Here is a 19,744-nt window from a genome sequence, read left to right on the forward strand (position 1 = left end):
GAGCCAATAAGCGGAGGCATTGGAGCCTAAGAAACTTATTGGAAGTCAGCGACACCATAGTACCTATAATGAATAGCCGTTTGTATCTTGCTATAAGTTGCTTCTGCAACGAAGTGTAAGAGAGGGTAGAAACTATTCTAGGGAAGGGTGTTAGTCGAGAAGTATTACACTAATGAGGAAAGTGTTCAAACGAACCATGTGAGAGTAAAAGAGTTAATTCATTTCGGATAGTCCATTCCTCTAATCAAGGGGGCGATCCACATAGAAATGAAGGATAATAAACAATTTCCGCAAAACGAAAAAGAGCTAAAACTAGCACTTGATAGTATGTACCGAATAGCCAAAGAAAGCAATAAACCTTTCTACAACCTTATTGAACTTATGAAGAACGAGCAGACTATACTGACCGCCATTCATAATATCAAGGGTAATAAAGGAAGCAAAACTGCTGGAATTGATGGTAAGACTATCGATTACTATCTTCAAATGGACAGAGATAAGTTGATGTCCCTAATTCGTAGGAATATCAATAATTATCAATCTAGTCCAGTAAGAAGAAAGTACATTCCCAAATCAGACGGTAAGCAACGTCCCTTGGGTATTCCTAACATGTTAGACCGCATCATACAAGAAATAACCAAAATTGTCATTGAACCCATAGCAGAAGCTAAGTTTTACCATTACAGCTTTGGTTTTAGACCAATGCGTTCAGCTGAACAAGCCATTGCTGAAACACTTGAACGTATTAGGAGAAGCAAAACCTATTGGGTAATAGAGGGCGATATTAAAGGATATTTCGATAACATCAATCACAATAAGTTGATTGAAATAATGTGGACATTAGGAATCCGAGACAAAAGAGTGCTTATGATGATTAAGAAAATGCTAAAAGCAGGAATTATGGAAGAAGGTAATGTCAAAGATAGCGTTAGTGGTTCCCCACAAGGCGGTATCATCTCACCTCTTCTGGCTAACATTTATCTTAATTTCTTTGATTGGGAGATTGCTAGAATGTTCCAAGAGCATCCTGCTAGGTATAAGGTCAAAGACGTTTCTCGAAATGGGTTACAACGTGTCCGTCAAAGACACGAAGATACATTTCTAATCAGATACGCAGATGATTGGGTTATCCTCTGTAAAAGCGAGGAAAATGCCAAAAGGATTCTCAAAAAAGTGGAAAAATATTTTAACCACCAATTGAAACTGGAGCTATCCAAGGAAAAGACCTTAATCACTGATGTGAGAACTAATAGGGTCAATTTCTTAGGATTCTGGATTTTTGCAGAAGAACATCGGCTTAGAAAAGGCAGCATACAAGGAAAAGCTATCCCTAATATGGATAAAGCCAAGGTGAAAATAAGGGAAATTAATAAAGATATTAAAACCCTTTATGACCACCGCGGTAATAAATCCAAACAGGTCGCTATAATCGAGAGCATCAACTCAAAGATCGTCGGTATAGCAAATTATTATAAAATCGCCAACGTATCTACTATATTTCAAGGGTTTGATAAACGTATTCATTACGCCCAATGGAGAACATGGTTGTTTATGAACAATCGTCGTGGACGGTATCATCAACTGACCACTCCAGCGGACACCCTTATAAATAGAAGAGACAGACATAAAGAGCAGAAAAGCAAGGTGTTCTTCGTTGAAGAGCATGGAGCCAAAGTAGGAATCACCAAATTTGCATTTACTCCTAAACGTAATGCAATGAAAGTGAATCTCTTAATGTCACCCTACACAGAAGAAGGCAGAAATATTTATAAACGGACAACCGGTAAACGTGAGGCATTAGAAAGACCGAATTTCTTCCAAGAGGATATTCCTTTCTATCAACTCAATAACCGTTATCCGATATATAATTTCGAATTCTATCTGAATAGAGAATATGCATTTAACAGAGATAGGGGAAAATGTAACTGTTGTAAGGTTCCGTTAAATGAATGGAATCTCAACACGCACCATAAGAACCCTAAACTACCGCTCATCAAAGTCAATAAGGTGATGAATCTAGTATCCTTGTGCAAAACATGCCATAAGCTGGTACACAACGAAAATCCTATTACCAATACAAAAGGTGGAAAGAAAATTGAGCAACTTAGAAAGTTGCTTAAAGAGGCTAAGTAAGTACGGCTTTCGAGTATAAATTAACTCTTATTCGTATTTTGAACAAATTAGTGTAATGGCGGTTATAGTCGTAATGCTATAACGGTCTTTTTGGAGAACTGAGACAACAGTTTGAAATAAGGCTTCCCGATGGAACGCCGTATGCGGTGAAAATCGCACGTACGGCGTGGGGCGGGGGAAAAGATGGAGATTACTTCAAAATCTTACCTATCGCACCCGAAATGGGTAGTGGCTACCTCAATCCTTGCGGATTGAGATGCCACACATAAAGTACTATTATGACTGCTGTGGCTGATGTACTATCGGATATGAAAAATAAAGAAGGATATCATAGTGTTTTAATGTGCCCACCTTCTTTAACTAAAAAGTGGCCAGAAGAGATTAAAGAAATAATTCCTCATGCTGAAGTGAGAGTAATTGAAAGAACGAGTCAATTAATTACTTATCATCGTGATTGGTTAATGAGTGGAAGAAAGAAACCAAAAAAACCAGTTTTTTTCGTTATATCTTTTACGACCATGAGAGGAGATTCATCTATCGTTCCGGCTGTTCAATTTAGTCAGAAAAAAACTAGTAAACAGCAAAGTGAAGATAGATTACCTTATCGATATGGTTATTATTGTCCTTCTTGTGGAAAGGCTCACCAGGTAATTGAAGATATAAAAATGATTCCTGATACGGATGAACCTTCTAAAGAAATAGAAGTGCGTTCTACAAGAACCATGGATAAAGACGAATTCGGAACTGGAAGAAGGCTCCAAAATACACAAAAGCCCGCAAATGCCTTTTGTTCAGAATGTGGAGAAAGCTTATGGACCAAGAAGGTAGCAACTCGTTATTCATCAATAAAAGAATGGTATGTATATGAAAAGAAATTGATTCATGCCATTAAAGAGGGAAATAAGAACTTATTAGAGCATATTCAAAGTAACCAAAAAGAGGTACCAAAAAAGCAGGGTCAACCACGAAGAGTTGCTAGTATTGAATACATTCGAAGAAAAATGAAAAATTTTTTTGATATTGCAATTGTGGATGAGATTCATGAACGTGTGACACGTTACCTTATAAGTGTCGCTTGATACGAAATAGGTGGTCTAAAGTAAATCTTTAGATACAACTGATATACCGATGTCGGGAATGAAAGCCGTCATGTTGAGCTGAAACCGACAGTCTGATACTCCTACACGCATATATCGTGATAGCGATAATTTGCGTTTTGTGTGGAACTAGGTGAAGTCGGCTGAATCTAGCACTAAAGCCACTCGAAAGAGAAGGTATGGTTAGAGATAGGCCGGGACGCTATAAAATACCTATGGTGAGAATGTTCCGTTGGGGAACTGACAAAGATCGCGAATGTACGCGCCTAGAGGATTAACGACTGGGAAACCTTTCGTACTACTTTTGTAGGGTGAGATACCGATGAGTAAGATTGTTCGTTATGAAAATCGGGATAACCAACAAAGAGGTTATAAGGCTCACAGGTGTAAAGCGACCACCTACGGGTATATATGCATAGCTAGGTATATCGGAACGTGGTAAGCAACCAACTCCTACCCAAACACCTATCAGTGGGGAGGTCACTATAAGATTAATTTTAATCGAAATGTGTTTATGGTTGTGAAAGTAGGGTCACAGTACCGTTGAAGCTATGGAAACATAGTGGAGGGATAGGCCCAAGTCTAGTCTTACTAATAGAAATTCGAGTAAAAGTTGAAGCTCATGTTTCGGGTAAGAAGGTGAGTTGGAAATCACGCCAAAGGAGTTGATTTCTGCACCAATGAGCGCAATAACGAAAAGACACAAACAATACTACGACTTCTCAGAAACACAAAACAATTTATTCCTTAGAAGTCGAGAGGGAACAAAAAATTTCAAGAATTTGTTAGAGTTAATAATTTCTGATGAAAACATCCTTCTGTCCTATCGGTTAGTTAAGTCAAACATGGGGTCAAAAACTCCGGGTACTGATGACCAGACAATTCTGGACCTAGCCAGAAAGGAACAGAGTGAATTCATTTTATATATGAGAAATCTCGTGTTGAATTACAAGCCCAAGACTGTTAGACGCAAATGGATTCCTAAGAATTATGGTAAAGGTAAAAGACCATTAGGAATACCTTGCATACAAGACCGAATTGTACAACAAATGTTTATGAATATTCTGCAGCCTATATGCGAAGGAAAATTCTATAATCATTCTTACGGTTTTAGACCGACCCGTACTACAAGGCACGCAGTCGCGAGGGTACAAACACTAGTTAATATTAATAAATATCACTACACGGTAGATATTGATATTAAAGGATTTTTCGACAACGTTAATCACTCCATACTTCTTAAACAAATTTGGAATATTGGCATAAGAGATAAAAGAGTAATTGCAGTAATCGGAAAAATGCTTAAAGCCCCAATAAAAGGCGAAGGAATACCAACAAAAGGCGTACCGCAAGGTGGAATACTCTCGCCTTTGTTATCCAATATTGTTCTAAACGAACTAGACCATTGGGTAGCAGATCAATGGGAATCCTTTGAAACTAAGCGTAAATACTCGGTTAATTACTCTAAATATGTAAACCTTAGAAGAACTTCCAAATTGAAAGAAGGGTTTTTAGTCAGATATGCCGACGACTTCAGAATCATGACTAATAATCATGACTCAGCGGTTAAATGGTTTCATGCAGTAGTTGACTTCTTAAATAAAAGACTAAAGCTAGAAATCTCGCCCGAAAAGTCAAAAATTATTAATTTAAGGAAAAAGTCTTCAATCTTCCTTGGTTATAAATTTAAAACGGCTATCAAAGGAGACAAAAGAGTGTTCTTCTCTCATATAGAAGATGATAAACAAAAACAAATCGTCAGAAAATTAAAAGGTAGAATTCAAAGCATACAGAAACATCCGACAGCCTCAAACGCTAATCTTTACAATTCGGTGGTCTTGGGAGTACAAAACAACTTCAAATATGCCACCCATATTGTCAAAGATATGAGCGATATTGAGTATCGAGTTCTTCGAACTCTTAAAAACAGGCTGAAAAAGATTTCAAAATATGGTATCCCTATTAACCTTCCTAGGAAGGGAGCGTATCTAAAGTTTTACAAGAATACACGTAAAACTTACAAAGTAGCTGATGTGTACTTGTTCCCAATAGGACAAGTAAAGACAACGAATAATTTCAATTATTCCCAGTCTATAAATCCTTATACAGATGAAAAGAATTTTGATTGGGACAAACAAATTGCTGAATTAATGAGATCCAGACTTCCTAATAGAAGTGTAGAATACATGGATAATAGATTATCTAAATATTCCGCTCAAAAAGGGAAATGTTTTATAACTGGAATCCCTCTTAAAGCGATTAATGTTCACTGTCATCACAAGAAACCTACTAGCTTAGGCGGAACAGACGAATTTCAAAACCTCGTCATCGTTCATAAGGACATTCACATTCTGATACACGCTACTAGGGAAGGAACCATATTAAAGTATGTTAATAGATTCAACCTTCATACTAAACAAATCGAGAAAGTAAACCAACTCAGGAAACTTTGTAAACTCGAAAGGATTACTATTAGATAAAACTAGATGGAACGCCGTATGAGCTGAAAGGTTCACGTACGGTGTGGAGCGGGGGAAAAGGTCAGTCTGAAATGACTGTTTAAGGAGGAAGTTTATTCTAAAGTTTATTCTATTAAACTATCCAAATACTTACCTATCGCTATTGAAAGCATCGACAAGTGCTCAAGGAAATGCACTTGGAAGTATTGCAGCGGCAGCTAAGAAAGTGGTTGGAGGAACGGGAACATTATTTGGTGGAAAAGTGCGCCCATAAGGGCATTTAGTAATTCGACTTTAGGCAAGTCGTAGGAGTGTAGAGGCATCGATTGTCTCCTATCATCTACTAATTTACTCGTGAGGGAAACCAATAACGGGGAACACAGCATATTAGGTGAAAAGCCATAAGTCACCAAGTTGTCATGGTGCAACTGAATGGCAAGATGAAACCGAAACAGACGAGGATGAATGCTAAACTGCGTGAACGATAGCCAAAGGAGTCCTAGCGAAGACATAGACGGAAGACTTCTATTAACGTCTATTGACCAAATATTATCTAATAGCCTTGCCGTTAGATAATTACTGCTTTATAAATAGCTTTTCCGTTTATAAAGTTATGCCTCAGTGGTCTTCCAACCATAGTAAATGGTAAATGGCGAAAGTCGCATCCGACACTGGTTCAAGCCTATTACTAAATGTACTAAATGGGGATTGCCTAAGTTGGAATGCCTGTAAAGGCTATGGCACTTTAGGTGTCTGAATATCCAATATGGCAACAGAGAGTCCGTAGTAGTCAGAGCTAGGGAAAGCCTAGTACATGGCGAAGGGACCAAGTTATCTAGTCCAGAACAAAATCAGGAAGGTGTGGAGACACTTTGAGAATCCCAAAAGTAGTTATGGACAACCTAGTTGAAATGTCCAAGAGAGATGAGAATTACGTTTTCGAGCGTATATATCGAAATCTATATAATGAAGAGTTCTTCCTAGAAGCTTATGCAAAGTTAGCCAAAAAGGAAGGTAATATGACAGAGGGAACGGACGGAAAAACCATTGATGGTATGAGCATCGACCGAATCCGTAAAATTATTGAACAGTTAAAAGACGAAAGTTATCAACCAAGACCTTCAAGAAGAGAATACATCCCAAAGAAGCCAACAGGTCAAAGACCTCTAGGAATTCCTTCAATGGATGATAAGTTAGTTCAAGAAGTAGCACGTAGAATCTTAGAAGGGTTATACGAGCCTATCTTCCGTGATTCTTCACATGGTTTTAGACCTAAACTTAGTTGCCAAACTGCTGTAGACAAAATACAAAAAACATTCACTGGAGTTAAGTGGTTTGTTGAAGGAGACATCAAAGGATTCTTTGACAACATTGACCATCACACTTTAATCAATCTTCTTAGGAAAAGGATAAAAGATGAAAAGTTCATCCGACTTATCTGGAAATTCCTCAAAGCAGGATACCTAGAGGATTGGGTTTACCACAAGACTTTCAGCGGCACACCTCAAGGTGGCGTTATCAGTCCATTATTAGCAAATATCTATCTACATGAATTGGATAAGTATATGGAACAATATGCTGAAGAATTCAATAAAGGTAAGAAGCGAAAACGGACACATGAATACAGAGCGTTAGAATGGCAACTAACGAAAATGAAGAAATCAGATGAAGAATGGGCTTTAATGTCCACTTCCGAGAAAAAGGAACACACCAGAGTTTACAAGGCACTCATTAAGAAACGTAATGAGATGAATGTGACTGACCCGTTTGATCCTGACTTCCGAAGAATCAATTATGTTCGTTATGCTGATGATTTTCTTGTCGGTGTAATTGGTAGCAAGGGAGATGCATTAAAAATCAAACAGGATATTAAAGCATTCTTAGCTAATAAGCTAAAACTTGAACTATCTGTAGAGAAGACCCTTATCACTCATGCTCATAAGGAGAAAGCTAGATTTCTAGGTTTTGATATTGTAACAAGTTACAGTACACAACCAACAAGAAATAAAGATGGCAAACTCCAAAGGCAAAATAACGGTAAGGTTAAACTTTATGTCCCGAAGGAAAAATGGGTAAATAAACTTCTTGATAGGAACATTCTAAGAATAAACGATAACGATTGGAAAATGATTCATAGACCTGAACTTATCAATAATGACGACCTTGAAATTATTAGCATCTATGATGCTGAATTACGAGGATTCTACGAATATTACAAAATAGCAAATAACGTGAGTGTGCTTAATAAAATGGCATACATCATGGAATACAGTATGTATAAAACGTTTGCTAGTAAATATAAAATTTCGGTTAGAAAAGTCATAGATAAATTCAGTGTTAATGGAGTATTTACTGTTCAATATGAAACGAAAAAAGGAATGAAGTCTAAAACTTTAATCAGCTCGTTTACAAGAGCAGAAAAAGTAAATAAAGATTTCAAAGTGGATAATCTACCTAATGGTTGGATGTACAGTGGTATCACAAGCCTAATTGACAGAATGAAAGCTCGCGTATGTGAATACTGCGGAGCGATAGATGTCGATTTAGAGATGCATCATGTCCGGAAATTAAAAGACCTCAAAAAGAAGAAAAATCTTCAAAAGTGGGAAATGATTATGATTGCTCGTAACCGAAGACAATTAGCTTTATGTGCTAGAGGACAAGGAAACGACTGTCATATGAAATTACACAAAGGACAATTGTAATTAAACTAGGTGGATAATAGTGAGCCGTATGCTTGGAGACTTGCAAGTACGGTTCTGGGGGAGAGTTGGTGGAAACCTACCATAGTAATATGGCAAGGCACCGCCTTCTTATCCCGTTGCGGAAGATATTTATTATACCTTATGGAGGCTGTTTCCTTCTTTGATGGTGGAAAATGGTTATAAATATTCTGAAGTTAGAAAATGGAACGAAGAATATGGGGTAATTGAAACCACCACTTATAATCAAGATTCCAATGCTGAATATACAAACAAGCAATCAAGAGGTGGGACAAAAAGAAACGAGAAAATACTACCAGGTATTTCACCGTTTGTTTTTTCAAAATTTCTTGTACAAAATACAGTACTTGTTAGATTAGTTGATGTTTGGCCAGATCCAGTTGAATTCGTGAATGTGCCAACTATACTAGTGAAACCAGATGAAGATCTTCAACAAAATTATCTGAGAATGGTCAACACTTTTGAAAGATCCATTGAGGAGTTAGAAGATGGGTTTAAATTATATATGCCGTTAACTCAGACTGGAATTTCATACCCAGATAATCCATTTACTTATCCGGCATTTTATATGAATGGTGAACTTATTTGGAAGCCAGAACCATTTGAACAAGAAAGAATTCTTAGCAAAGAGAAGAAGTTACAGGAAATAATTAAGGGCGAGATATCTGAAGGAAGAAAATCTATTGTTTATGTTCGAGATACCGGGTCAAGCGTTGAAGGTAGGGATGTTAGACCACGATTAAAGCATATTTTAGAAATGATTGGTGCTAAGGTCTGTATCCTGGATACTTCTTCAACAAGTACAAATAGACGAAGTGAATGGTTAGAAAAAAAGATAAAAAAAGAAAATTATGATGTTTGTATTGTATCTCAAGAATTAGTGAAAGTAGGATTAGACCGTGCGACAAGAAGTTGCTAAATAATAGTGTTTCCATAAGAAACCGTCTTAGTCATTGAGGACGTTCCCGCCCGAAACTGCTTTTCGAGTAATCGAATTGTTGGGTTGCATGAGGGTTAAATGCTTAATGGAGGAATTTACACAGAATTCCAAAAGAGCTAGGAAAGTTAGGAAGGTATAAGCGTAAGCTGAACCTTTGTAGTCTTCGTTACCGACAACAAGCGTACTGTGATTGAACAAGCTTGTAGATGTGGATAGGAAAAGTTCTACGGTCGAGGAACTGCGAAATGACCCATAGATCCACCGGAGTAAAGAAGGATGCCTAACCTAACGTATCTATTATTAGTGAAACTTGGTAAGCCCTATACATTCCTCTCATCTAAGGTAGGGTGACCGTAAGGAAACCACAATATGTAGAGGGTAAAGGAACGTGGAGAAAGCGAATGTCGACATAACGAAAGTTAAGGTGAAAACTCATTTGTATAAGCCGTCGAATAGGGCAATACCCAAATCGAAAGATTGCAGACTTCCACGTGGTCATCAACACGAATAGAAAGCGAAAAGAATAATCCTTAAAGAGAGGGAGATATGTTATGAAAACCAACGAGTACGTTGCGTCGGCTGTTTCCCCACTGGTGGATAACTGGCACTCAATTAATTGGATGAAAGTTAATCGCTATGTAAGGAAACTTCAACAACGAATCTATCGTGCCGAACAACTTAAACAAACGAGAAAAGTAAGGAAATTACAAAGACTTCTACTTAGAAGTAAAGCGAATTTACTGTTAAGTATTAAGCGCGTAACGCAAGAAAATAGAGGCAAAAAGACAGCTGGTATAGACGGATATATTTCTAACACTCCGCAAGAGCGAGTTGAATTATACAACAAACTTAAAATGTACAGTATAAGAAATATTAAGGTTAAACCGGCTAGAAGAACATATATCCCTAAAAAGAATGGAAAGAAACGTCCGTTAGGCATTCCTGTAATTGTTGATAGAGTGTACCAAAACGTATTTAAAACTGCTCTAGAACCACAGTGGGAAGCAAAATTTGAAATGACATCGTATGGATTCAGACCTAAACGTGGCGCACATGACGCTATGAGCGATTTATTCGTGAAATTAAGCAGAGGAAGCGCTAAGGGGTGGATTTTCGAAGGTGATTTTGAAGGCTGCTTTGACAACTTAAACCACGACCTTATTATGGAAAGAATTAAAAACTTCCCAAATAACAAAATCGTTAGAGAATGGTTGGAAAGTGGATACGTTGACAATGCTACATTCCATAAAACAGACAAGGGAACACCACAAGGCGGAATCATCTCACCACTGTTAGCGAACATAGCATTACATGGGATGGAAGAAGAAATTGGAGTAAGATATATCCACTCTAAAAGACAGGGAGATACATTGTATACCTCGTCAGTTGGCGTTGTTAGATATGCAGATGATTTCGTTATCGTCTGCCCTACGAAAGAACAAGCCGTTGGGATGTACGAAAAATTACAACCATATCTAGACAAACGTGGATTGAAGTTAGCAAAGGAGAAAACAAGAGTTGTTCATATTAGTGAAGGATTCGATTTCCTCGGATTTAACTTCAAACAATACCCAACTAAGGATGGAAATAAATTATTCATTAAACCATCACTTGAAAGTGTCAAAAATGCTAAACAGAAAATCAAGGAAGTATTCGACTGGGGAAAAGGCAGAGAAACAGCATATCTAATTGAAAAACTGAATCGTGTATTACAAGGGATTGCAAACTATTGGTCACCAACAGTAGCCAAAGTAATTTTCAGAGACATTGATACTTATGTTAATGAAAAAGTCGTAATTTACCTTAAACACAGACATCATAGAACTTCATTTAGAAAACTGATGAAAATGTACTTTAAACCAGACAATACAGGCGTAAGCAAAGACAAGTGGCTCCTAACGTGTCCAAAAGATAATACGAAACAGCTTATTCGCATGAGTTGGACTAAGATTGAAAGACACGTAAAGATCAAACAATATAATAGTCCATTTGACGCATCGCTTAAAGCTTACTTTGATAAACGTGACGAGAAAATATTCAATAGGGAAAATACTAATGCTAAAAGGAAACTTGCGAAAAAGAGCAGATACAAATGCAGAATTTGTGGTGAATCCTTACAAGGAATAGAACCAATTGAAAGCAATCATATAGTGCCTGTAGTAATTGGCGGAGTTGATAGTTATGATAACCTCGAACTACTACACAAATCATGTCATAAAACACACCATGTATTGTTAGAGAATTATGGCGAAGGTAAGAAATTACCAAAAGTCGTAAACTACCTAGAAAGCAATGGTATCAAAGACGTGAATAGTAAAAAGGCTATTAATCTTATGAAAAGAGCATTCAAGAAGTTCCGTTATTAAGTTGAGAGGATGATAGATGGCTTGAGCCGTATGTGCTGAAAGGTACAAGTACGGTTCTTAGGGGGGAAAGAGGTGGTAACATCTCCGACCTACCCGACTATTATGTACTCCAACATTGATATTTTATCAATTTAGTTGGTCTTTATTTACAATTAATCAAGCTGCACGAAGAGCGTGGAGAATAAAACAAACTGAGGAGTGTAGACTGTATTATTTAGCGTATAAAAATATGTACCAAGAACAAATGGCAACATTGATAGCCATGAAGAATAAAGCTGCTGGTGCTATTAACGGTGATGTTTCAAGTGATGGATTGAATGCTATGTTAGGGGATACTGGCGATTTACAATCCATGTTAATACAGTCGATAAAGAAAGGAAATGTGCTTCAAGGAAGTACGGAAGAATGGGTTGCAGAAGCGTCTGATAGAGCTAGAGAAATTCTTTCTAATATTGGAAAACCAAAGAATTTCTCATTAAAATCAAACAAAGAATATTTCGAAGAATGGGCTAATAAGTACATTAAAACTGACAGTTCAAGAAATGTTCTTATAAGAAAATCTAAAACTATCGCTAGCAATATAGAGAAAGGTAAAATTCCTGGTTTTCATTTTAACGAAATGATATTGGAAGTAGATTTATATGCTGCTTTTGGAAGTGATTCAGCTCTTGATGGTGAAATAGTAGACTATTTAACTCGAAGTGAGAGGGAGTCTAAAACAAATAATGATAGTTCACAAATTTCCTTGTTTGATTTAGTGGAGGAAAAACCAGAAAAGAAAAATAAACGTAGAGTAGTCAGTGGTCAGCTGGCATTCGAATTATTTTAGGAGGATAAAAATGCATACTATTACGATAAATTTAGATTGGTTTGTATATATGTATTTTCTAATAGAATATTTTTTCCATGCAGTCTGTATGGATTTAAAGATGAAACAGTATTATTTAGAGAATGGATTAATTCCAACAGAGACAGAATCTAAATCGAAAGATGAAATTATTTATTTAGAAGAAACTCAAAATCTAAATATACAGGAAGATGATTGGGAAGAAGTTATGCGCCCAACTAATATTTATCATATTACTCCGACTGTTTCAGAATTAGATGATAGAACAATAGAATACTTATCGAATTTGACTAAAGAAATTAATTTTGAGGAACTATGTGACGAGCAAAGTGGACCTCTTGAAGAGGAACTTAACCTTACAGATTTAAATACCACAACTTCTCGAGAATGTAGAAATAAACAAGTAAATTCAGAAATAGAGGATCAAGTGGATGATATACCCACTACAAAAATAGCTGATAATTTACAAGGGAAGCAGCGTTGGCTTGTATCTGTTCTAGGTATGGAAGAGGAATATATTCATGTTTCAGATGGTAAAAGAGCGTGGATAAATATTGGCGAAAGTGTGTATCGAATAAATAGAAAGGATTCCTTGTCTTTAGAAATTGAAAGAGAAGGAAAAAATATAAGAGTTTTAAAGATAGAAATTTTAGAACATGCTGTTTCATCAGATTATATTATCCCGGATGAAAAAATCGAATATGAGGCAGCTGCAATTTAAGGGTTATTTGCTATTCGGAGGAAGTGAATTTAGTTCACCTCCTTCACTAAATGAACAAATTAGGATTTGTTCATTTAGTGAAGGGGGAATCCTCTCGGGTACAAATCCACCAGTCAAGGTCTATTTAACTAGTTTTTGGTGAATTTTTCATGAAAATTAGTAAAAATATCCCTGTAATCGACAAGCTTCGACAGTTTTACTATATATATTAATACTATACTAATGTACATCAATGATAAAAAAAATGAAAGAAATTATAAAAAGCCATCTAAAGGGGGCAGTGGAATGAGATCTGAAATCAACACAGCTGGTTTAGAATCTATATTGTCTGTGATTGAGGATGACAATCGTTATATTCAAAAACTAAATTTAGATTATAGGATAAAAGATAATAAATTCTATATTGGTTGTTTATATGGAGATACATTTAATATGTCACTCAAGAAAAATTACTTAGAGGTGCTATCTCAAGAAGTAATTAGTATGTACGAGAGATGCTTATTGCCTTTAAGCACTCTTAAAGTTCATGATTTTACAGTAAATTTAGAAATTAATGATAGAGGTGAATTTATACGGGAAGAGCAATATATAGAGATTATTATCCCTGTAGAAGCAGTTGATAAATTATCAACTTTATCCCAATTATATAGCAAATTGAAAAAGCTCATCCCTCTTTTTCCCATAATTAATTCGATAGAGGTTCAAGGAGAAAGAAAACAGTTAAATCAAATTCGAATTTACCTTAACCCTAAGGAAAAATCCTATTTAATAAATGAAAATAAAACGGATGTTTTAGGACAATGGATAGCAAGTTTTGATAATTTTATAGACAATCTTCCAGAAACACCGTTCTATACAAAAATTAAAGTCCAAAATGGAATGATAAAACCAATACAATTTAAAAATGAAAAGGAGAAATGGAAATGGTTCGTATAGGAGAAAAAAGTATAAATGAGATTATGGTAACAATTAAGGAAAAACAATTAAACTTATCGAGATTAGAATTTAAAACGAGAGATAAGTTTGTTTTAATAGGGCCAATTGGTACAGAGAAAATAAAGCAAGAAGATGACTATTATGAAAATGTAAAAGAAAATCTTATATTTGCTAATTATAGCTGGCTTTCACCATTATGCGATGATTTAAATTGTCCATTTCAAGGACATTTAGAAGTCTTACCTTCAGGAGAAATGAACCATCATAATATTGATTTAACAATCAGTATCCCACTATCTGGAAGCCTAGAAAAGGCAAAAATAATGAGTACATTATATGAGCAATTTAAGGTGTTAGAAAAATATCGGAATTTCATCCAATTTTTTGATGTAAGTGGTTTTAAATACATGACAAATCTCATCCATGTAAGTTTAAAAATTCCTGGTAATAAAATTACGCCTCTTTTAAAAGAGGCAAAAACAAAACCTGTGAATAAACAAATTATTTCTCAGTGGTTAGCTACAGTAGAAAATATCATGGATCAGAATGCCAATAATTTCAGTTATTCACATAAGGTTTATGCTGTTGATGGTAGAATGCAATCCACTACTTTTGAGTCCAAATTCACTTTTAAAGTTCATCAACGAAGAGGGATCTTTAATGATTAGAAGCCAAGTCAAAACGATTATGTCATTAATAATAATCACAATTTTATTGATTCCTACAAAAGCAATGGCAAATCCCTTTAGTGATGCTCCATCTATGGATGATATGATTACAAATTGGGGAAATTCCATAAATGATTCTGCACCGATAGTTTCTAGTTTATTCTCATCTCTTTTTACGATAATGTTCCTGGTTGGAGTTGTTAGGCTAGGGTATTCAATTGTTACAAAAACTGGGCAAGTTATGAAAGGGGCTACCGGTGTACTAATTTGGGCTCCAATTTCTTTCTTTATAATTCGTATTTTTTTAATTGTATTATTTACAATAAACACAACAAATGTTACACTGTTTGCAACTGATGTAATAAACTTATTACAGTTATCTGGTTTTTATACAGTAGTGGGAATGACATTAGTTGGATTAGTTATGTTTCTATTCTATAAACTTTTGAAACACCCTGAATTTGGTAGATGGAGTAAGAGACTATGGGCATCTGCGGGGTTTCTATTGATTATTAGCTTTATAATCCCATATGCATTTGGTGCAGCATAAATAAAGAAGGTGATATCTTGTTGTCTTTAGTAGTAGATAATACAAAAAATGCGAAAGAAATATCTTATACATGCCGGAATTCTTGTGATCTTTATGATGTTTTAACAGAATCCTGTTCAATTAAGAATAAGGTAGATGTAGATAATCCGTTCGTTGTTTCAAAATGTAGTAGATATTTACCCATAAGTAGTTTGGAACTGGATATAAAAATAAATCAAAAAGAATTGGATGGATTAGAAGAAGAGGAAATCTCTTATCCTGAGATACAAGGACAAATTGAAACCTTAGAAAAATCGTGCTATCCTTTTAAACCGGATTTTCCAGCTGGAAGAACGGATGCCAATTGGTATGTTTCTCCTTGTCAAGAATACGGTTGTTGGATAGTTAATGATTATAAGAAGCCAATTGTATTAGTTAGTCCTAATCCTGGAGAAAAAGTCTATAAGTCGGCAGTACCACTTCATAATCATAATGCATCAATAGGTTTAGCATCACGAATAGCTTGGTATATTGATGAAAATGGTATAGGGCGATATGTAACCTTACTCAATGGACATATTCTAAACTAACAAAGCCATCAAAGTTTGAAGTAAACGTTGATATCTAGCGATTCAAAGGATATAATAATATCAATTAATTGAATATCTAAAGGGAAAAACCCTATCTGAGTTAGACACTTTTATGGTGTCTTACTTAAGATAGGGTTTTTTTGATTTCTTAGGGAGGACCAGCTATGAAGGAATGTATTTTTATTGTTGAAAATGAGAATATTACTTTTCGCAAAGGCTTTAAAGATCTATTGGAGGTGAAATTCGGTAAAGATTATATAGTCTCGACAAAAGATAGTCTACAAGATACTTTACGTGGTGAGCCAAAACTTATAATTCTCACACAAGAGGCTTTAAAAGAAGTAAAAGCTATGGATAAGATAAAGACTTTGTACGAGTATGGTACTAAGTTCATTTTGATTAAGGAAAATGATAATGGGTTTCCTTTTGAATTAAATATGTTTAACGGTTTTTTATCCAAACGAATGCCTACTAAAGAAATGACTGAAGCGATAGAAAACGTATTGTTACATGGAACAATCTATGTTCACCCTGATATAGGTGCATATATCTTATCAAAATATAACCGATTTGTTAATGTCTTAAAAACAAAAGAAGAGATTCGGTTGTGAATGATGTAATGAAAGTTTTGTTTTATTTAAAAAAAGTTGTATTTGTGGTATTTTGTGTTATGATTATTTTAAATTAAGTAATTGGAGTGATCATAATGGCAAATACATTGTTGGTTGTTGGTGGAAATCAAGATAAAACGTTCAAAAAAATGGGCGACAGATTTGAGCTTAAAGTGCTACATCATCCTGGAGAATCGAAAAAGTCAGGAAATAAAAAAGAATACCAAACGTTAATCAATAAGGCGGATTGTGTAGTTGTGTTAAAAGGGGCAATAAATCGTAAATCTATGATTATGGTTAAGGAGATTTGCAAAGAGCAAAACAAAACAATTGTTTATCATCAAGGACGCGGAGTAACTGGAGCAATTCAATCATCACTTGCTTATTTTGAAGGATTGTCTGCATAAAAAGGAGCTAAGATAATGTTCTTCATTACTACGGACATTAAAGGTGTAAAAGGTAAGATTTGCGTATTTTATAAAATTTCTTTTTCAGATGAAAAATTTGAAAAGTATTTATTAGAATTAGCTTACCAAAAGGTAACCATACATTTAGAAATTAAAAAGAAACATTTTCATTTGTTTAGTAGAAATAAAGGAGCAAAAATCATTTTCTCTGATAGTTTGCTAACAAAGGATCAGGACTGTTTAGAGGACTATATTTTGAGCGGAACGACATTCTCCTTTTCTGAGATGGAAGAGGCATTAGAGTTTGCAAAAAATGTTAGAAAAGCAACTATATCTTATTTGAGAAAGCAAGAGAAGAAGTATAAATGGAAATGCCGCCAAGTTAATTGGAGCACATATGTTAAAGCTAAATTTATGTTATGAAAGGAAGACATAAAATGATATCAGCTATGTTTCGTGATGGAAGGATTATCTCTATTAATGAATATAATGATGATCTACACAGTCAACAAATTTATTGTATCGATAAAAGCTGCAAGGCACCATTGGTTCATGTAAAAGGTAACGAAAGAACAACACCATATTTTAAAACTACAGGTAAAAATGAATCTAAGCATACTTCTTCCTGTGGATTTTACAGACCTCTATCGTTTGAAGAGAGCCTTTCGAAAATTAATGACTATCAAAGTGATTTTATAGATCAAGGGTTAAGTGAAACAGTGATTAAATTAAGTTTTAATAAATTAGACCCTGATTATGAACCTAGAAGAATCCAAAGAGAAGACAAAGATGAAGAAAAAAAGAATAAGGAAACTATTAAAATAAAAAACGAAACCGCTCCTCCTAACAGCATAAGCTCACTGAAATCTATTGTTAAATTGTTTTCCACTTATGAACCAGATATTCTTAGTAGTATTTTAATTCAAGTGAAAGGCCACAAAATCCCTATTTCCAATTTGATTTTGTCCCAAGAGGTAGCTCATGAGAAGTTATGGTCTGATATGGCTGTACTTAACCTTCCTTATTTAGTTCATGGAGAGATAGAAGCAATAAATAGAAGAGAAAAAGTTATTTACTTGAACTTTAAAAAAATTAATAATATCCCTTTTTCAATCGTTATCTTTGAAAAATACTTTAAATATTTCACTTATACGGATGAAGAATTAATCGGAAAGTACATTCTTTGTTGGGGACACCTACATAAAAATACATTTAACGATAAGAGTTTTACCAATCTACTAATTAAATCGGACGAATATATAGAAATCATTAAAAAAGGATGAATTAATTTGATCAGACAAGAAGTAATAGAAACCTTAGAAGGCAACCTAATAAAAGGGGTATTTTTAGGGGGATGTTTCTCCATTCCGTTATGGATTTGTTTGATAGGTTGGATAAAGCTATTTATATCTATAATGGAATATTTTTTTGAAACGGGTTTCCCCTACATATAGAAAATTTCAACTTGTAGGAGAAACAAAAAGGTGAGGTTGTACATGAAAAGGGTGGGTTACTTAACTAAGAAAACCTCTAAAGGAAAGGTGTATTTGTATATTCGTAAATCTTATAGAGAGGGGAAGAAGGTAAAACATCAATATATATATGGATTTGGACCAATTGAAACGGCCAAAGAAAAGCTATATAAAATTTTTGAGGAAGAAATAGAATTCCCAAAAGAATTGAAGATAAATGGATTTAATCTAGATGATGTCTATGATTGGATATTAACTTTAGAAACAGGTGTAACAAAAAGTGGAAGGTTATTTGATATAGGCTGTTTTCGAAAATAGATAGGAGTATAGATATAAGATGATGAGTCAAGAAGAGAGAACAAAAATGAAAACATATGTAAGGAAAATTCTTATTTTTTTTATAGTATTGTTCATCGTAAGATCATTTATTTTTGTTCCTTTAAAGGTAGATGGAGAATCTATGAAGCCTACACTACAGAATGGTGATTTAGTTCTAATAAATAAATTTAATACACCGGATAGATTTTCAATCATAATTGCCCGTCTTCCATCAGGAGAGAAAATAGTAAAGCGAGTAATTGGGTTGCCAGGTGAAACGGTCCAATACAAGAACAATCAATTGTTTATAAATAATGAAGCTATTGATGAGGTGTTTATACCTAAAAACAAAGATATTTATACGGAAGATTATGCTTTAGTGGGGAAAGTACCAGCTGATCATTTATTTGTATTAGGGGATAATAGACAATTTAGTACGGATAGTAGAGAAATAGGAACAATTCCTATTGAAAGTGTAGAAGGCTGCATTGGAATGCGTTATTGGCCTTTAAACAAAGTGTCTATTTCAATCGGAAAGGATAGTTTTAAATGATTATTTTTCTTCTAATATGTGTTATATCGTTAATGTTTGTTATTGACTACTTGAAAAGAAATATAACGGAGTTGAAAAAAGAACAACGAAGAGACAGTTTGGAACATAGAAAAATCCAACAATTTATAAACGTAAGGAATGGTACTGAAATAAGAGAACGAAGTGGAATGAAAAATGGGCAATTGAAAGGTTACTCTAATAAAAGCAGTTATGAAACTAACAAAAACTCTAATGAGTTTTTCAATAATAATTTTTATTTTGAAAATGGAAATGTACTAAGGGAAATGATTGAAAATTCAAACGAGTAATCAAGTAGTTCTGATTATACAAACAATAATTCTTATGATTATTCATCTAGTGATTATAGTAATGAC

The 19,744-nt window shown here is 34.7% G+C and carries 19 protein-coding genes; all 19 read left to right on the plus strand.

The window, feature by feature from the left end; all coding sequences use genetic code 11:
• Positions 1–267 precede the first annotated feature (267 nt).
• The 19 genes from ltrA (ACTQ5K_RS19385) (at position 268) to ACTQ5K_RS19475 (ending at position 19,678) form a co-directional block, all read left to right on the plus strand.
• The gene (gene ltrA / locus ACTQ5K_RS19385) at positions 268–2,133 is read left to right on the plus strand and encodes a group II intron reverse transcriptase/maturase (RefSeq protein ID WP_047940450.1); all 1,866 of its coding nucleotides are present in this window, start codon (positions 268–270) and stop codon (positions 2,131–2,133) included.
• A 278-nt stretch (positions 2,134–2,411) separates the two neighbouring features.
• Positions 2,412–3,212: a hypothetical protein gene (locus tag ACTQ5K_RS19390; protein ID WP_321198297.1), complete on the plus strand. Its 801-nt coding sequence runs from the start codon at positions 2,412–2,414 to the stop codon at positions 3,210–3,212.
• A gap of 698 nt (positions 3,213–3,910) precedes the next feature.
• Positions 3,911–5,710, plus strand: a complete 1,800-nt coding sequence (gene ltrA / locus ACTQ5K_RS19395; RefSeq protein WP_144545677.1) for a group II intron reverse transcriptase/maturase — start codon at positions 3,911–3,913, stop codon at positions 5,708–5,710.
• 851 nt (positions 5,711–6,561) lie between these two features.
• Positions 6,562–8,394: a reverse transcriptase/maturase family protein gene (locus tag ACTQ5K_RS19400; protein ID WP_341118255.1), complete on the plus strand. Its 1,833-nt coding sequence runs from the start codon at positions 6,562–6,564 to the stop codon at positions 8,392–8,394.
• A 160-nt stretch (positions 8,395–8,554) separates the two neighbouring features.
• Positions 8,555–9,331: a hypothetical protein gene (locus tag ACTQ5K_RS19405; protein WP_441994211.1), complete on the plus strand. Its 777-nt coding sequence runs from the start codon at positions 8,555–8,557 to the stop codon at positions 9,329–9,331.
• Between the two features lie 572 nt (positions 9,332–9,903).
• Positions 9,904–11,718 (plus strand): group II intron reverse transcriptase/maturase, encoded by a 1,815-nt coding sequence (gene ltrA, locus ACTQ5K_RS19410; protein WP_144545618.1) that lies wholly within the window; start codon positions 9,904–9,906, stop codon positions 11,716–11,718.
• A 115-nt stretch (positions 11,719–11,833) separates the two neighbouring features.
• The gene (locus tag ACTQ5K_RS19415) at positions 11,834–12,547 is read left to right on the plus strand and encodes a hypothetical protein (protein WP_341195284.1); all 714 of its coding nucleotides are present in this window, start codon (positions 11,834–11,836) and stop codon (positions 12,545–12,547) included.
• Positions 12,548–12,557: 10 nt separating this feature from the next.
• Positions 12,558–13,286 (plus strand): hypothetical protein, encoded by a 729-nt coding sequence (locus tag ACTQ5K_RS19420; protein ID WP_047944133.1) that lies wholly within the window; start codon positions 12,558–12,560, stop codon positions 13,284–13,286.
• A 285-nt stretch (positions 13,287–13,571) separates the two neighbouring features.
• Positions 13,572–14,222: a hypothetical protein gene (locus ACTQ5K_RS19425; protein ID WP_152116066.1), complete on the plus strand. Its 651-nt coding sequence runs from the start codon at positions 13,572–13,574 to the stop codon at positions 14,220–14,222.
• Positions 14,210–14,890 (plus strand): hypothetical protein, encoded by a 681-nt coding sequence (locus tag ACTQ5K_RS19430; RefSeq protein WP_047944131.1) that lies wholly within the window; start codon positions 14,210–14,212, stop codon positions 14,888–14,890. The genes ACTQ5K_RS19425 and ACTQ5K_RS19430 overlap by 13 nt, the downstream gene beginning before the upstream one ends.
• Positions 14,883–15,440, plus strand: coding sequence for a hypothetical protein (locus ACTQ5K_RS19435; RefSeq protein WP_047944130.1), 558 nt, complete (start codon positions 14,883–14,885; stop codon positions 15,438–15,440). Before ACTQ5K_RS19430 ends, ACTQ5K_RS19435 begins: the two co-directional genes overlap by 8 nt.
• 20 nt (positions 15,441–15,460) lie before the next feature.
• Positions 15,461–16,009: a hypothetical protein gene (locus ACTQ5K_RS19440; RefSeq protein ID WP_144545622.1), complete on the plus strand. Its 549-nt coding sequence runs from the start codon at positions 15,461–15,463 to the stop codon at positions 16,007–16,009.
• A 164-nt stretch (positions 16,010–16,173) separates the two neighbouring features.
• Positions 16,174–16,620, plus strand: a complete 447-nt coding sequence (locus ACTQ5K_RS19445) for a response regulator transcription factor (RefSeq protein ID WP_047944127.1) — start codon at positions 16,174–16,176, stop codon at positions 16,618–16,620.
• A gap of 95 nt (positions 16,621–16,715) precedes the next feature.
• Entirely contained in the window at positions 16,716–17,027 is a 312-nt protein-coding gene (locus ACTQ5K_RS19450; protein WP_047944126.1) for a DUF2325 domain-containing protein, read from the plus strand.
• Positions 17,028–17,042: 15 nt separating this feature from the next.
• On the plus strand, positions 17,043–17,450 hold the full coding sequence (locus ACTQ5K_RS19455; protein WP_047944125.1) for a hypothetical protein: 408 nt from the start codon (positions 17,043–17,045) through the stop codon (positions 17,448–17,450).
• Positions 17,451–17,464: 14 nt separating this feature from the next.
• The gene (locus ACTQ5K_RS19460) at positions 17,465–18,310 is read left to right on the plus strand and encodes a hypothetical protein (protein ID WP_047944124.1); all 846 of its coding nucleotides are present in this window, start codon (positions 17,465–17,467) and stop codon (positions 18,308–18,310) included.
• A gap of 264 nt (positions 18,311–18,574) precedes the next feature.
• Complete coding sequence (locus ACTQ5K_RS19465; RefSeq protein WP_235251773.1) at positions 18,575–18,817, plus strand: hypothetical protein; 243 nt, start codon at positions 18,575–18,577, stop codon at positions 18,815–18,817.
• A gap of 19 nt (positions 18,818–18,836) precedes the next feature.
• A complete protein-coding gene (lepB, locus tag ACTQ5K_RS19470; RefSeq protein WP_053215780.1) occupies positions 18,837–19,370 on the plus strand; it encodes a signal peptidase I in 534 nt (177 codons plus the stop codon).
• Between the two features lie 71 nt (positions 19,371–19,441).
• Positions 19,442–19,678, plus strand: a complete 237-nt coding sequence (locus ACTQ5K_RS19475) for a hypothetical protein (protein WP_441994212.1) — start codon at positions 19,442–19,444, stop codon at positions 19,676–19,678.
• Positions 19,679–19,744: the final 66 nt, after the last annotated feature.

Origin of the sequence: Niallia sp. Sow4_A1, from assembly GCF_052116745.1 — a bacterium.
Classification (GTDB): Bacteria; Bacillota; Bacilli; order Bacillales; family Cytobacillaceae; genus Niallia; species Niallia hominis.